Source organism: Ferrimonas senticii DSM 18821, assembly GCF_000422665.1.
GTDB classification, from domain to species: Bacteria; Pseudomonadota; Gammaproteobacteria; order Enterobacterales; family Shewanellaceae; genus Ferrimonas; species Ferrimonas senticii.
In genome coordinates, this window is record NZ_AUGM01000021.1 from 1 (window position 1) to 14,186 (window position 14,186).

Annotated in this window: 13 protein-coding genes and 1 tRNA gene; 7 read left to right on the top strand and 7 right to left on the bottom strand. The window is 55.7% G+C overall.

All coding sequences use genetic code 11. The features are described 5' to 3' along the window. Positions 1 to 455: 455 nt before the first annotated feature. Entirely contained in the window at positions 456 to 953 is a 498-nt protein-coding gene (locus tag G506_RS0111515; RefSeq protein WP_051202084.1) for a hypothetical protein, read from the top strand. A gap of 45 nt (positions 954 to 998) precedes the next feature. After that, the gene (locus tag G506_RS0111520) at positions 999 to 1,445 is read left to right on the top strand and encodes a hypothetical protein (RefSeq protein ID WP_051202085.1); all 447 of its coding nucleotides are present in this window, start codon (positions 999 to 1,001) and stop codon (positions 1,443 to 1,445) included. A 69-nt stretch (positions 1,446 to 1,514) separates the two neighbouring features. On the opposite strand, the gene argH is transcribed toward G506_RS0111520, so the two are convergent. Further along, positions 1,515 to 2,888, bottom strand: a complete 1,374-nt coding sequence (gene argH, locus G506_RS0111525) for an argininosuccinate lyase (protein WP_028116998.1) — start codon at positions 2,886 to 2,888, stop codon at positions 1,515 to 1,517. Between the two features lie 214 nt (positions 2,889 to 3,102). Between argH and G506_RS0111530 the strand changes: the two genes are divergently transcribed. Next, positions 3,103 to 4,608, top strand: a complete 1,506-nt coding sequence (locus G506_RS0111530) for a Na+/H+ antiporter NhaC family protein (RefSeq protein WP_240473419.1) — start codon at positions 3,103 to 3,105, stop codon at positions 4,606 to 4,608. Between the two features lie 65 nt (positions 4,609 to 4,673). Here the strand turns inward: G506_RS0111530 and G506_RS0111535 are convergent, their stop codons facing one another. After that, a complete protein-coding gene (locus tag G506_RS0111535) occupies positions 4,674 to 5,207 on the bottom strand; it encodes a dihydrofolate reductase family protein (RefSeq protein WP_028117000.1) in 534 nt (177 codons plus the stop codon). A gap of 45 nt (positions 5,208 to 5,252) precedes the next feature. Next, entirely contained in the window at positions 5,253 to 5,876 is a 624-nt protein-coding gene (locus tag G506_RS0111540; protein WP_035387288.1) for an esterase/lipase family protein, read from the bottom strand. Between the two features lie 484 nt (positions 5,877 to 6,360). Between G506_RS0111540 and G506_RS0111545 the strand changes: the two genes are divergently transcribed. The 4 genes from G506_RS0111545 (at position 6,361) to G506_RS0111560 (ending at position 12,174) form a co-directional block, all read left to right on the top strand. Further along, positions 6,361 to 7,542: an amino acid permease gene (locus G506_RS0111545; RefSeq protein WP_035387289.1), complete on the top strand. Its 1,182-nt coding sequence runs from the start codon at positions 6,361 to 6,363 to the stop codon at positions 7,540 to 7,542. Positions 7,543 to 8,531: 989 nt separating this feature from the next. Then, positions 8,532 to 9,713 (top strand): amino acid permease, encoded by a 1,182-nt coding sequence (locus G506_RS0111550; RefSeq protein ID WP_028117003.1) that lies wholly within the window; start codon positions 8,532 to 8,534, stop codon positions 9,711 to 9,713. A gap of 124 nt (positions 9,714 to 9,837) precedes the next feature. After that, positions 9,838 to 12,015: a S46 family peptidase gene (locus G506_RS0111555; RefSeq protein ID WP_420806089.1), complete on the top strand. Its 2,178-nt coding sequence runs from the start codon at positions 9,838 to 9,840 to the stop codon at positions 12,013 to 12,015. A gap of 85 nt (positions 12,016 to 12,100) precedes the next feature. Then, positions 12,101 to 12,174: transfer RNA gene (locus G506_RS0111560), tRNA-Gly, on the top strand. A gap of 61 nt (positions 12,175 to 12,235) precedes the next feature. Here G506_RS0111560 and G506_RS0111565 read toward each other — a convergent pair. The 4 genes from G506_RS0111565 to G506_RS20950 all read right to left on the bottom strand — a co-directional run bounded on the left by G506_RS0111565 (position 12,236) and on the right by G506_RS20950 (position 13,943). Then, on the bottom strand, positions 12,236 to 12,553 hold the full coding sequence (locus G506_RS0111565) for a hypothetical protein (RefSeq protein ID WP_028117005.1): 318 nt from the start codon (positions 12,551 to 12,553) through the stop codon (positions 12,236 to 12,238). Further along, complete coding sequence (locus G506_RS0111570) at positions 12,553 to 12,750, bottom strand: hypothetical protein (RefSeq protein ID WP_028117006.1); 198 nt, start codon at positions 12,748 to 12,750, stop codon at positions 12,553 to 12,555. The genes G506_RS0111565 and G506_RS0111570 overlap by 1 nt, the downstream gene beginning before the upstream one ends. Before the next feature lie 83 nt (positions 12,751 to 12,833). Further along, on the bottom strand, positions 12,834 to 13,652 hold the full coding sequence (locus G506_RS0111575) for a M15 family metallopeptidase (protein ID WP_028117007.1): 819 nt from the start codon (positions 13,650 to 13,652) through the stop codon (positions 12,834 to 12,836). A gap of 120 nt (positions 13,653 to 13,772) precedes the next feature. Next, positions 13,773 to 13,943 (bottom strand): hypothetical protein, encoded by a 171-nt coding sequence (locus G506_RS20950; protein ID WP_156904883.1) that lies wholly within the window; start codon positions 13,941 to 13,943, stop codon positions 13,773 to 13,775. Positions 13,944 to 14,186: the final 243 nt, after the last annotated feature.

Below are 14,186 nucleotides of genomic sequence, written 5' to 3' on the forward strand. Positions count from 1 at the left end.
ACCCTTTTCAATCCCTAATGCCTCCAACACGGCGACACCCCTTCACTCCTTGTGCTGCTCCTTTCGGCACTGCGCGGATTCATCGTCCCTGATTTAGCCGCGCACTTCGGCCATCCATGGCCTCCGACCTCAATCCGCCGCACACCGCTCAGCGCCGTGAGTCGGCCACAGCCCGTTGGCGCAACCCTCACCGATGAATTGCATTGGTTTGCACACTCGGTAACAGTGATTCAAAGTGCTCTCGCCGACTTGTTGACGCCGAGTGCAACCGCAAACGTAGCGGCAAGCCGAGGGCAGGGTGCCCGAGAGTGCCCGCGCAGACAGGATACCTTGGGTACAACAGTTAACTTAGACATAGCCTTTCTTTTATTGGCAAGTCAAACGGTTGACCATTCTTTACAGAACTCGCTCAGCAAACCGACTAGGATGCTTTGATTCATTAGTGAGAGTATTTTATGAAACTGCCTGTTATCAATTTGCCGCTGCTGCTGGCAGGGATGCTGAGCTTGGCACTCGCTCTGCCAGCGAGCGCCCGTCCCCACGATGGTCCCGGTCATCATCATCGGCCGCATCACAAGCCGGTGATTGTGGTGAAGCCCAACTATCGGCCACACCATAAACCGCACAAACATAAGTACCGTCACCGTGAACTGAAAAAGCTGGCGACCTTTGCGGTGTTCGCCGGTGCCACTTACGCGGTGATCGACAACCTGTTCTATCAACAACGGGGCGATCACTATGTGTTTGTGTCGCAGCCGCCACAAGGCAACTATCAGGTGGTCGACAGCGGCAGTGGCAGTGCTAATTACCGCATTGGCGAGGTGGTAACGTGGCTGCCGGCCGGTAGCAAATCGGTGCGCGTGGATGGTGTTGATTATCGTCAACATGCTGGACTCTGGTTTGCGCCATTAGCGGGCAGCGGTAAGTTTGTGGTGGTGGCCTCGCCGCTGTAACAACAGGGCTATAGTCAAACAAACCCATGACTTGCTGAGGTCGCCATGAGCGCCAGTTCTGACAGTGCCATTGTTGCCCAAAAGCTGCGCTGGAACGCGCTAACCGCGTTGGTCAGTCTGCTGTTTGCGCTGATTGGTTTTAGCTACAACGCTTGGCGATTGGAAGCGTCGGAAGCCAATAGCACGGTTCGCACCGCCGCCTTTGAGGTATTGCTGCAGTTATCGGAGTTAGAGCAAAACATCTTTGCCGCCCATTACGATCAGGATCGGTTGCGCGGTAATCCCCGCGATGGCTGGGTGAAAGTCGGCCTTATCGATGATCTGAGTGGCCTGATTGATGGCGAGGTTGCCCAGCACAGCCAACTGCTGCGGCAGCAGTGGCAAGTGGGCTGGCAACGGTTGCCGGATGACAGAGCGATTGCCGAACAATTACTGACGCAGATCGACGCCACCCGCGCGGCGATTAAACGGCGGCTGAATCAGTTGGAGTAAATGTTAGGTAACAAAAGACCCCGCCGAGGATCTCGGCGGGGTCTTTTATTGTCTGTCGTTCGGTCTGGCTTAGCGCTGGCGTTGCTGCGCCGCGGCCAAGGCTTCGCTGACTTGGGCAATGGCGGTGCCACCGTGGGCGCAACGTTTCGCCAAACAGGACTCCAACGTCAGGATGGCGTAAACGTCATCGCTGATTAGCGGCGCAAACTGCTGCAGCTGCGTCAGTGGCAGCTGTTCAATCGCCAGATTCTCGGCGATGGCTGCTACCACCACCGCCCCAACCACATCGTGGGCTTCGCGGAATGGCATCCCTTTGGCTACCAAGTAATCCGCTAGTTCGGTGGCGTTGGCGTAGCCTTGTTGGGCGGCCAGTTCGGCATTGGCGTGACGGACTTGGATGCCATCGAGCACCAGCAGCAACATCTTCAGGCACAGCTGCCAAGTATCGATGGTGTCGAACAGTCCCTCTTTGTCTTCCTGCATGTCCTTGTTGTAGGCCAGCGGCAGCGCCTTCATGGTGGTCAGAATGCCGGTCAGGTTGCCGTAAACTCGGCCGGTTTTACCGCGGATCAGCTCCAGCGCATCCGGGTTCTTCTTCTGTGGCATCAGTGATGAACCGGAAGTGACCGCGTCCGACAGCTCGATAAAGCCAGCTTCGCCGGAGTTAAAGAAGATCAGATCTTCCGCCATCCGCGACAGGTGCATCATGCTGATGGCCGCCACGGCGCACAGTTCCACCGCGTGATCGCGATCGGAAACGCTGTCCAAGCTGTTGCGAGTGGCGCGGCTAAAGCCCAGCTCCTGTGCCAACGCCTGACGATCGATCGGGTAGGCGGTGCCGGCCAGCGCTCCAGAACCCAGCGGGCAGGTATTCAAGCGCTTGCTGGCGCCCCGCAGTCGCGAACAATCGCGCTCTAGCATTTCAACGTAAGCCAGCGCCCAGTGACTTAAGGTAATCGGTTGCGCGCGCTGCAGGTGGGTGTAGCCGGGAAATACGGTGGTCAGCTCGCGCTCAGCCAGATCGCACAGCGACTGGATTGCCGCTTGCAATTGCTCCAGCACTTCGGCGGTGCTGTCACGACACCACAGTTTAAAGTCGGTCGCCACTTGGTCGTTGCGGGAGCGGCCGGTATGCAGCTTTTTACCGATGTCGCCGATCCGCTTAATCAGTTCGCTTTCGACAAAGCTGTGAATGTCTTCGGCGCCACTGGCCAGCACCACCTCTGGGTTGGCCGCAACATCGTCACGCAGTTGCTCGAGCGCCTGCTGTAACTGCTGATTTTCCTCGGCGGTCAAGATCCCCACTTGGGTGATGGCATTGGCCCAAGCTTGCGAACCTTGAATGTCTTGCATAACTAGTCGATGGTCGACTGGCAGTGAATCATTGAATTGTTTGAATAGTTCACTGGATTGCCCAGTAAAACGTCCGCCCCAGAGTGCCATTAGCTAACCTTTAACTTTGAAAAACGCCGACATATTAAGGATTAAATGACAGATGTCGGTACTTTTTTGATGGTGAAAGGCGATTTTAGATGATTGTGTGATGGCGATCGCGTTTGCTGTTCAGAACAGTGAGAAAATAAGTCAATATGCATTTATAGTGAATTTAATTGATTTTAAATTCATTCGGTGGCGTATGGAAAGCAACGCGGACGTGATGTCCATTCTTCCTATTGTGGTAACCCTGGTGTTGTCGCTGTTAACTCGGAACGTGGTGATCGGCCTGTTTTCTGGGGTGGTCACTGGGGTGGCAATGATTGAGGGGCTGTTTGCCACGCTTGGGCCACTGGATACCTTTGGCGCCTTGGTCAAAGACCATCTGTTGCCCCAGGTAACCGACAGCTATAACGCCGGCATCATCATCTTGTTGGTGTTTATTGGCGGCTTTGTGGCGCTGGTGGAGAAGTCTGGTGGCGGCGTGGCGTTCGCAGCGTCGGTGGTGAACTGGGTTAAAAGTCGCTGTCAGGCCAAGTTGTCGGCGTGGTTCGGCGGTATCGTGATCTTCTTCTCCGATCTGGGCACGCCGCTGATCGTCGGGCCGGTATTCCGGTCGCTGTTCGATAAGTTGCAAATCTCACGGCAGAAACTGGCGTTTATAATCGATTCGACCTCATCGCCGGTGGCGATTCTGATCCCCTTCATTGGTTGGGGGGTGTACATCATGGGGCTGCTGCAAAAAGAGTTCGATGCTTTGAACCTGCCACTGAGTGATTGGGATGCCTTTATCGGCGCCATCCCATATCAGTTCTACGCCATCTTGGCGGTGGCGGTGATCCCGGTGATTGCCCTGTTGAAACTGGACTTTGGGCCGATGGCCGAAGCGGAGCGGTTAGCCCAACAGGGCTCGGATTTTGGCAAGGTCAGCGACACCATCGAGGTGTTCAGTCACCCGAACGCCAAAGCCAACTTTGTGTTCGTGCCACTGGCGGTGATGCTGACGGTGATGTTCACCATGTTGGCCCCCCACGGTTTCCCGTTTGAACGGGTGTCGGGTTCGGTATTCCGGGCGGCGTTATCAACCGCCTATTTCTGTGCTGCCACCAGTTTGATTGCGTTGATGGCCTTCCATCAGGTGCGCAAATTCAAAGAGGGGGTCGATATCTACTTAAAAGGGATGTCGGGGATGATGTCGGTGGCGGTGATTTTGATCCTCGCCTGGACCTTAAGCGCCATTGGCAAGCAGCTGGGCGCAGCGGCCTACATTGCCGAACAAGCGCAAGCGGGCTTCCCTGCGTGGTTGATCCCTGCGGTGGCGTTCTTGATTGCGGCGGTGATCTCGTTTGCTACCGGTTCCTCTTGGGGCACCTTTGCGATCATGATGCCGTTGGTGATCCCAACTGCGGTCGCGGTTGATGCGCCGATGTTGGTGTGTATCGGCGCGGTGCTGTCTGGCGGCTTGTTTGGCGATCACTGTTCGCCCATTTCGGAAACCACAATTTTGTCGTCGACCGGTGCCGGTTGTGATCAGTTTGAGCACTTCCGTACCCAGCTGCCGTATGCGGTTACCAATGGCCTGATCGCGTTGGCCAGCTTTATTGTCGCGGGTCTGTTGGCAACGCCGATGGTGTTTGTGTTGGCGCTGGCGGCGCAGGTGTTGGTGTACTGGTGGCTATCGAAGCGGTCGTTGCCGCAGCCTGCAACATTGGCACCGCAAGCCCGCTAATATTGAATAACACTAAGCCCCGCCGAGGAATCGAGCGGGGCTATTTGCTTTTCGGGCCATGCGCTTTAGCGCACTCGCTTAAAGTGATTTTTGACCAAGTTGTTCAGCAGCACCTGCGAGCCGACCAGTTGGTATTGCTGCGCGCTTGCCAGCGAGCCAAACAGTGGCGCACCGTCGCCCAGCAACACTGGGAGCTGGGTGACGATCAACTCATCAATCAGATCGGCCTGTAAGAAACGTTGGATGGTGTTGCCGCCATCGATATACAGCCGCTGATGGCCGCGCTGTTGCAATTGCGCCACCACCTCGGCTGGGCTGCCGTACAACAATTCGGCCTTGTCGGTAAACGCCGCTGGGATCTCAGCGAGCTGGCTGCTTAATACAAATACTGGCACCGGGTAGGGCCATGGCACATCAAAGCCACAGACGGTTTCAAAGGTATTACGACCCATGACGATGGCGTCGATGTCGGCTAAAAATTCGCTCCAACCCAAGTCATCATTATCAGGATTGGGGACGCTGTGTAGCCAATCTAAGCCGCCGTCTTTATCGGCGATGTAACCATCCAAACTGGTGGCGATATAAACCACATTACTCATCGGCTGACCTCATTCTACGCCAGTTGGGGGAGGGGGAATTGTCCGCTATGGTGACAACGGAGCAAAGCGACCGCTTCGCAAAAAGTGATCGGTTTGCGTGGCCACGATGTCGCTTAGCAGCATGCTGGTGTGGGTGACATCGACACAGATGTGATCGGTCATTCCTGGCAGTTGGGTTTCGCTGATCTGCACCGTGCCATCGCTGTGCTTATCGGTGACACCGGCGAGGGTGCCCAGCCCCAAATGATTACTGCCGGCCAAACTGCCCAAGGCGACCTCGCTATCCCAGTGCAGCGGTGGGTTTTCGGTTAAGCCATGGCTGGCGGAATTGCCGAGAACGATGCCAAGCCCCCACTGCTGCAGTTGTTTGGCCGCTCGGGATGAGGTGAGTGGGCTGCCTAAAGTGACTAATCGCGAACCGTTGGCAAGTGACGCTTGTTGAACGTAGTGCGCCAGCAACACCCCGCCAAGGCTATGGCCAACCAGAAACGCCGGTTGGTTGTCGGCCAGTTCCTGATCAATCTGGGCAAACAACGCTTGGGTGTCGATGCGCATCGACCGATAACTTAAACACTTGGGTTGCCAGCCAAGTCGTTCCAGCTTGTTGGCCAGTGGCCACATCACCAACGCATTCATGTACAAGCCGTGCAAAATCACTACCTTGGCCATCGCATACCTCTGTGTGGTTATTGTTCAACAGCTTATATCAGTTGCCTAGGCGCAGACAGTGGTGATTGCCGTTAGCTATCGGCCGATAGCTGCAGTAATGTTTTTTATGCCGAACAGTGGTTATTGCTAAAAACCGTGATCGAGATCGCTTGTCGGCGCGGCAGCTTGGCCGTAGTCTGAAAGCGTATCAATGAGAGAACCAGCAATGATCCGCGTAACTATTTTTTACGCTCGATTTTGCCAGCCCTAATGGCTGTCAGCGAGCGTAGGCCACAGAGCCGTCCAGACTGACACCCATTAGGGCTAATTGACTACCCGACCGAAGGTCGAGGAGCAATTGGCAAGACGGTGTTGGCTGCTGATACGCACGCTAGATTCCTCCCCCCACTGCTCAATCAATCCTCGCCTGACGTCATACCACTCCCCGTGTTGATCCTTACTTCAATGCGATGGAAACAATCCACCTTGTGACGAACGAGCAATAATGAATAATCACAGTAAATTGATCGGCGCGACTTTGATTGTTGCGGGAACGGCCATCGGCGCCGGAATGTTGGCGTTGCCACTGGCGACCAGCGCCGTTGGCTTCTGGCCAGCGCTAGCGCTAATGATCGCCTGTTGGGGTCTGTCAGCATACAGCGCGTTGCTGATGCTGGAAGTGAACCTGAAAGTTGGCAGCGATGTGAACTTCCACAACATGAGCGGTCGTGTGTTTGGCGCCAAAGGCCAAGCGGTGGCGATGGTGTCGATGTTGGGGCTGTTGTACGCATTGACTGCCGCGTACCTCTCTGGCGGCGGTTCGCTGTTGACCCTAAAACTGCAAGGACTGATGACCTTACCGGATGGTTCGGCGTCGGTGATCTTTGCGATTTTGCTGGGCTCCTTCACTGTGTTCGGCATTCGCTACATCGATGCGCTGACCAAACTGATGTTTACCGTAATGATGCTGGCGCTGGCGCTGGTGCTGTTCGGGCTGCTGCCAGAAGTGCAGCCAAGCAACCTGCCAACCGCGGAAGCGACCACGGGCGCCAGTTTGGTGGCCCTGCTGCCGGTGCTGATCACCTCATTCGGTTTCCACGTCTGTATTCCAACCTTGGTGCGCTACTTGGATGGCGATGTAAAGCAACTGCGTACCGCATTGCTGGTTGGTTCAACTCTACCGTTCGTATGTTACGTGCTGTGGCTGCTGGCGGCGCTGGGCAGCTTAACCGCCCTAGAGCGAGCGGCACTGAACAACGGCGATGCCCTGGCGGCTTTGATTCAGAATCTCAGCGAAAAAGCTCAATGGGGCGGCATCGGCCAAGCACTTACCTTGTTTGCTGATCTGGCGTTGGTGACCTCATTCTTGGGCGTGAGTTTAAGCTTGTACGACTACTTGGCAGAACTGTGCCGCACTGGCAACAGCATCGCTGGCCGCTTGGTTACTTGGAAGCTGACCTTCGTGCCGCCACTGCTGCTGGCGCTGTTCTTCCCTGGTGGTTTCGTCGCGATGTTGGGCTACGCGGCGGTGCCGCTGATGGTACTGATTGTATTGCTGCCGGTGGCGATGGCGTACAAACTACGGGCCCAACAAGCGGGTTATCAAGTGGCTGGTGGCCAACTGGGCTTGGGTCTGGCTACCTTTGGCGGCTTGCTGGTGATCGCCAGCCAGATCTACGTAGCGTAATCACTTAAGCCGATTGCGGTATGGCTTAGAGAGCGGAGCAGCGGCAGTGGTCGTTGCTCCGTTTTTTTTGGCTCTGTTATACCATTTAACTTAATCATCTGATCGACCCAGCTTTCCCAGTAAACTCTCTTGTTTTAGCCCCCGGCGGTCAAGGGCTGTGCCCTTTGAAATCCCCTTCGCCTCCAAGGTTGACGAAAGCCCCTCGTTCCCACCGCACTTCGCGGCAGCATCGACTCGAGGCGGCATCCCTGCCTTCGCGAGCCTCTCGGGCTTCTTGCCCTAGGCTTGCCGCTATGTTTGCGGTTTCACTCGGCGTCAACAAGTCGGCATAGAGCGCTGTGAATCCCCCTTACTGTAGAGTCATCAATTGTGGGTCTGAACCAGCTTGATTTCCGCGAACGTGTTCGCGGCTACGATTGAACCACTGACGGTTGCGCCAACGGGCTTTGGCCGACTCGCGGCGCTGAGCGGTGTGCTGTGTATTGAGGCCGAAGGGCAGGATGCCCGAAGTGCGCGGCTAAATCAGGGACGATGAATCCGCGCAGTGCCGAAAGGAGTAGCACAAGGAGCGAAGGGTTGTCGCCGTGCTGGAGGCTTTTGGGATTGAAAAGGGTGGAACCCTTTCCCGCCGGAGGCGCCGGAGAAATAAGGCGCTGGTGATAATGGTTGCTAAAAATTCAAAAGTGCGATCTGGCTCACTTGTTAAAATGCGACCAACTCCCGTAGTCTGTGGTTTCCACAATGAGAGAACCATCATGCACCGCGTAACTTATTATTACGCTCGATTTTGCCGGCCTTAGATGCTGTCAGCGAGCGTAGACCGTTAGGTCGATGACACCGCTGATAACCGCTAAGGCTAATTGACACCGACAGAAGGTCGTGGATCAATTGGCAAGACGGTGTTAGCGATAATTACGCGCAAACTCTCTCCCCCTGCTCAATACTCCCGCCCCAACGTCACCCCCTCTATACCTGACGATAATTGAGCAATGACAAATCACAGTAAATTAATTGGCGCCATCTTAATTGTGGCCGGAACCGCGATCGGCGCGGGCATGTTAGCACTGCCGTTGGCGACTGCTGCCATTGGCTTTTGGCCGGCGATGGCGTTGATGCTAGGCACTTGGGGCTTTGCCGCCTACAGCGCGCTGATCATGCTGGAAGTGAACCTGAAAGTTGGCAGCACCTGCAACTACCACCACATTACCGGCCAAGTGCTTGGCCGCAACGGTCAGCTGGTGGCGATGGCCTCTATGATGGCACTGCTGTACGCCCTGACTGCCGCCTACTTAAGTGGTGGTGGTTCGCTGCTGGCGTTGAAGCTGGCTGGGGTGATGACCTTGCCGACGGGCATGGGGCCGCTTCTGTTTGCGGTGTTTGTTGGCTCGGTGGCGGCGCTGGGGGTGAAATACATCGATCAGCTGACTAAAGTGCTGTTCCTGATCATGATGGCGGCATTGGCGGTGGTGTTGCTGGGGCTGCTGCCACAGGTGGAGCTGGCCAATGTCGGCGTGACTCGCAGCAGCGACGTCAGTGGCTACATGGCGGTACTGCCGGTGCTGATCACCTCGTTTGGTTTCCATGCCAGTATCCCAACCTTGGTGCGCTACTTAGATGGTGACGTTAAGCAGTTGCGGATCGCTTTGGTCAGTGGTTCCACCTTGCCATTGCTGTGCTATGCCTTGTGGCTGTTGGCGGCGCTGGGCAGTCTGTCGGCCGCAGAACGTGTGGCTCTGAGCGACGGCGATGCCTTGGCGGCGATGATTGCCCTGCTGAGCGATAAAGCATTGTGGCAAGGATTAAGCCCAGCACTGCAGTTGTTCGCGGACTTGGCGCTGGTGACCTCATTCTTGGGGGTAAGCTTGTCGTTGTTTGATTACCTGACCGAACTGTTCCGTATGGGTTCTAACGCCAAAGGCCGGATCGCCACTTGGGCGTTAACCTTCCTGCCACCGCTGGCATTGGCGCTGTTCTTCCCTGGCGGTTTTGTGGCGGTGCTTGGCTACGCGGCGGTGCCACTGGTGGTGCTGATGGTGCTGCTGCCAGCGCTGATGGCGGCCAAGCTGCGGACACAACAGTCGGGTTACCAAGTTACTGGCGGCAAAGTGGGGTTGGCGCTGGCGGCGTTGGTGGGTTTAGTAGTGATTGTGGCTCAGGTGCAAGTCGCCTGAACGGCTGAATTGGCCTGAAATATCCCTTTACATCCCTGCCTAAGTGATTGTTGCCATTCGGTTAACATCCTTGGGTAGGGCATGCTAGGTTGACCGCAACTAATGGAGTGCGGAGCAACCTACTATGACCTCGAACTTTTCCTCTACGTTGCGGCCATTGGCGCTGCTGATGGCGGCGGCGATGCCGGCAACCATGGCCACCGAAGGGATGTGGCAACCTCATCAACTGCCAGCACTGAAGGGGCAGATGGAACAATTGGGCTTTAAGATGAACGCCAATAAGATGGCGGATCTGAATGCCTTCCCAATGAACGCGGTGATCAACTTCGGCGGTTGCAGCGCCTCGTTTGTATCGCCACAGGGACTGGTGGTCACCAACCACCACTGTGGCTATGGCGCCATCGCCTATCACTCCACCCCCGACGACAACATCCTTGAAAACGGCTTCTTGGCCCACACCTTGGCCGAGGAGAAAACCCCGGTGCCCGGTTACAAAATCTGGGTGACCGAATCGATGACCGAAGTGACCGACAAGGTGCTTGCCGGTACCGATGGTCTTACCGATAAAGTCTATTTTGAAGCGGTTGAACGCAGCAAAAAGGCGTTGGTGTCGCAGTGTGAACAAGCGCCGTCGAGCCGTTGCTCGGTTTATACCTTCCACCACGGCGCCAGCCATTTCTTGATGAAATCACTGGAGATCAAAGACGTTCGTTTGGTGTACACACCATCGATGTCGGTCGGCAAATATGGCGGCGATATCGATAACTGGATGTGGCCCCGCCAGACCGGCGACTTTGCCTTTTTCCGTGCCTACGTCGATAAAGATGGCAACCCAGCGGAGTACAGCGAAGACAACGTGCCGTATCAGCCGCAAGCGTTCTTAAAAGTCTCCAGCCACGGCTTAAGCGATGAAGATTTTGTGATGGTGATGGGTTATCCCGGCCGTACCAATCGCTATCGTACCGCCGCTGAAGTAACCCAAGCGTTTGAGCATGACTACCCGCAGGCGATGGTGCTGCGTAACGAGCTGATCGAGGTGATCAAGCAGGCCGCCCCTGAAGGATCGCAAGCGCGTTTGGCCTACGAAAGCACCTTGGCGGGACTGGCTAACTACGCCAAAAACTTCCAGAGCATGATAGAAAGCTACGGCAAATCGCAGTTTGGCGAGCGTAAGCAAGCCGATGAGCAAGCGCTGCTGGAGTGGATCGCCGCCGATGAGCAGCGCAGCGCCCAATATGGTGCTGCCAAGCAGCGTCTTGATCAGCTGATCGCCCAAGGCGATGCCCATGCCGAGCGCGATATGATCTTGGGCTATCTGTATTACGCCCAGTTGTATCGCACCGCGCAGTCGCTGTACCGCCTAGCCCATGAGCAGCAAAAGCCGGATTTAGAGCGTAAAGCCGGTTATCAGCAGCGAGATCTGGAAAATTTCACTGCGCGGCTTAAACGGATGCAACGCGGTTTCGACGCACAAGTGGATAAGGCCTTGATGCTGCATCTGTTAGAGCGCTACGCGGCGCTGCCACAGAGCGAACGGGTTGCTGCACTGGATAGTTTCTTTGCCCTTGAGAGTGGCTTCGATAAAACCAAGCTGGCGGCGCAGCTTGATAAGATGTACGCCAACAGCAAGCTGGCGGATGAGGACAGTCGTTTGGCGCTGGTGGGACAATCGGTGGCGGAGCTGAATCTCAGCCGTGATCCGTTCATCAAGTTGGCAGCGGCGATGTACGCCACTGACATCGAGCTGGAAAATCAGCAAAAAGATCTGGATGGGGCGTTGTTGACCGCCCGTCCGGCGTACATGGAAGCGATCATCGCTTATAAACAAAGCCAAGACCAACTGGTGTACGCCGATGCCAACTCCAGCTTGCGGGTCAGCTTTGGTAGCGTTAAAGGCTACAGCCCGCAAGATGGTCTGTGGGCGATGCCGTTTACCACTCTTGAAGGGCTGGCAGCGAAAGCGACTGGAGTTGAACCGTTTGACGCCTCGGCCAAGCAGCTGCAGCTGATCAGCGATAAGCAGTTTGGCCGTTACTTTGATAAGGCAGTCGGCTCGGTGCCGGTGAATTTCCTCTCTACCGTCGATAGCACCGGTGGCAACTCGGGCTCGGCGACAGTCAATGCCGACGGTGAACTGGTTGGTCTGCTGTTTGATGGAGTGTACGAGAGCATCATCGCCGATTGGGACTACAACCCGGCGACCGCGCGCTCAATCCACGTTGATTCACGCTACATGCTGTGGGTGATGGAGCAACTGGATGGTGCCGACAATCTACTGCAAGAGATGAGTGTGGTGAAATAACCCGCAGTTGGCGTGTCATTGCTGTAAATAGGCGCTAGCTCACTTGTCAGTTGGGTAATAAAGCCTTTAGTATCAATGACACAACGCGGGTGTAGTTCAATGGTAGAACGGCAGCTTCCCAAGCTGCATACGTGGGTTCGATTCCCATCACCCGCTCCAAATTACATAAAAACCTCGCCCGAGTTCACTCGTGGCGAGGTTTTTTGCTTTTACGGCGCAGTTAGCGTGTCCGCCACCACCCCTTGGCTAATTGCGTTGCCCAAAACAGCGGTGCACCGGTGCGCACCGTGGTAAACCTTGGCTTAACGCCGTGGGTTGCAAACCTTAATGGCGCGGCATCGCCGAGGTAAATGCCGATCTGGTAGTGGCCATCCGCCACCATGGTGGCAGTGTGGCGGCGCAATGAAAGCAGCCATGGCAGCAGTTGAAACAGTTGCTGCGGTTTGGCGACGGTCAACCTCAGTCGCTGGTCGTCGGCGTCGACCGTGACCGTGCCGGCGTGGTTTTGCAGACTAAGGTGGCCGTTAAAAGAGAGCATTACTCGAGGTTCTTTGAGCGGATGCTGATGCTGCCGTTGATAGTCCATGCGGCATGGTTGACCTGATCGCCAGCGCTATTGGGCACTTGGATCTGCAGTTGATCGAAATCGTAAGTCAGTTCCGCATTGCGGTCGGTCAGTTTGTCGTACAGGGCGCTGGCCAGTTCCGGCCAATTGCTGGTGTTGTCGTTGCTCATGGTTGAACCTCGTTGTTGTCGGTAGAAAACCAGCATCTTCTACCGTCAGTTGCCGCTTGAGGATCAGATTTAGTTGCGCCGCCCTAATAAGCTTGCACGGTTTGGTAGGCGCAATGCGCGCGGGCTTGCTCGTTAGGCATGTTGGTGTTCAGGCTGCGGCAATGGCGATAATCGTCGCGGTAGCGCTGAAACAGGGCACTGGCTTGCGCAGGTGGCAGCTCGACCAGTTGCTGCACCAAAGCGCGCGAGCCCACCTCAAAGTGTTGGGTGTCGATCGGTTGATTCCAATCGCCGCCCCAAATCAAAAAGCCGTGATGAGCAAATACCTCGACAGCGGCTTCTGCCATACCTTGTCGAGTCACCTCGGCGCGAGCGCGATAGCGGTTACGGTTGACGTAATTGGCTGCCGATTGCGCCGGGGCAACGCTGATGTTGCCGGCGTCATCAAATGACAAAAAGGGGTTTTGCAGCGGATTGATGTCGATCGCGACCCCATAAGCGTGCTTCGACCAGCTGCGGCCGCCGCTGATGGCGCGGGCATTAAAGGCACTGCTGTTGTTGGCGTTCATCGAGGCGTTGTCATCGCCGCTAAATTCGCGCATCAGACGGGCTGAATGCAGCGGGAAACCTTGCTGTTTAAGATCGGCAAATATCGCCGCCACCGCCGCGGCGACAACATCCAAGACGATAACGTTGCCAACCTTGATATCGCCATTAAAGTGAATAAATTCAAACTCGACTTTGGCTAATCGCTGGCAACCGATTGGGGCATCGCTGGGCAGCACCGAATGACGTTGCATCATCTGACATTGCCAGTCTGACAGCGGCGCTATGGTCGCGTTAGCGCCCGCGCTGGCACAGAGCCACAGCATCGCCAAGGCTGCCGAGATAACCGTTTTCATCACATGCAAAAAGAGTTGGCCTAAATGGGAATTGGCGAGCTTAACAGAGAAGCGGTAGCGGAGGGATAACGCCGGATAGGTTTCCCAGAGCTGCTGCTCTGGGAAGCCGGTTAGGGAGAGTTAAAACAGTTCGCCCTCAAGATAGGCTTGTTGCAACTGCTTGGTGGTGTACAGATCGCCAAATTCGGTTTCCCACAGCGCCAGCTTTTCGGTGCTCTCGGTGGATTTCTTGATGCTCCAGCCTGCCTCTTTAGCGGCTCGTAAAATGACCCCTACGGTTGGTAGCTCCATTACCTGTTCTCCTTAACGCAACATCGCCGCAAGATTGTCGCAGGCCAATAGCTTAAGCGGTGTGAATTTAATCAAAATTACGCAACCACCGCCGCAACTCAGTCGCTTTAGTGACCAAGTTAAGTTGGTGATCAAGATCGCGTTTTTTGTCAGGGGGGCAGGCGTATGCTAAATCGCTGCTCGTGCGCGTCAGCGGCAACCACGCTTAAGCGGACGCGGCAGTTGGATCAGTCAATTACAACC

Bases quoted from the DNA above. Each gene is read 5' to 3' on its own strand.
- G506_RS0111515 (WP_051202084.1), top strand. From the start codon at position 456: ATGAAACTGCCTGTTATCAATTTGCCGCTGCTGCTGGCAGGGATGCTG.
- G506_RS0111520 (WP_051202085.1), top strand. From the start codon at position 999: ATGAGCGCCAGTTCTGACAGTGCCATTGTTGCCCAAAAGCTGCGCTGG.
- argH (WP_028116998.1), bottom strand. From the start codon at position 2,888: ATGGCACTCTGGGGCGGACGTTTTACTGGGCAATCCAGTGAACTATTC.
- G506_RS0111530 (WP_240473419.1), top strand. From the start codon at position 3,103: ATGTCCATTCTTCCTATTGTGGTAACCCTGGTGTTGTCGCTGTTAACT.
- G506_RS0111535 (WP_028117000.1), bottom strand. From the start codon at position 5,207: ATGAGTAATGTGGTTTATATCGCCACCAGTTTGGATGGTTACATCGCC.
- G506_RS0111540 (WP_035387288.1), bottom strand. From the start codon at position 5,876: ATGGCCAAGGTAGTGATTTTGCACGGCTTGTACATGAATGCGTTGGTG.
- G506_RS0111545 (WP_035387289.1), top strand. From the start codon at position 6,361: ATGAATAATCACAGTAAATTGATCGGCGCGACTTTGATTGTTGCGGGA.
- G506_RS0111550 (WP_028117003.1), top strand. From the start codon at position 8,532: ATGACAAATCACAGTAAATTAATTGGCGCCATCTTAATTGTGGCCGGA.
- G506_RS0111555 (WP_420806089.1), top strand. From the start codon at position 9,838: ATGACCTCGAACTTTTCCTCTACGTTGCGGCCATTGGCGCTGCTGATG.
- G506_RS0111565 (WP_028117005.1), bottom strand. From the start codon at position 12,553: ATGCTCTCTTTTAACGGCCACCTTAGTCTGCAAAACCACGCCGGCACG.
- G506_RS0111570 (WP_028117006.1), bottom strand. From the start codon at position 12,750: ATGAGCAACGACAACACCAGCAATTGGCCGGAACTGGCCAGCGCCCTG.
- G506_RS0111575 (WP_028117007.1), bottom strand. From the start codon at position 13,652: ATGAAAACGGTTATCTCGGCAGCCTTGGCGATGCTGTGGCTCTGTGCC.
- G506_RS20950 (WP_156904883.1), bottom strand. From the start codon at position 13,943: ATGGAGCTACCAACCGTAGGGGTCATTTTACGAGCCGCTAAAGAGGCA.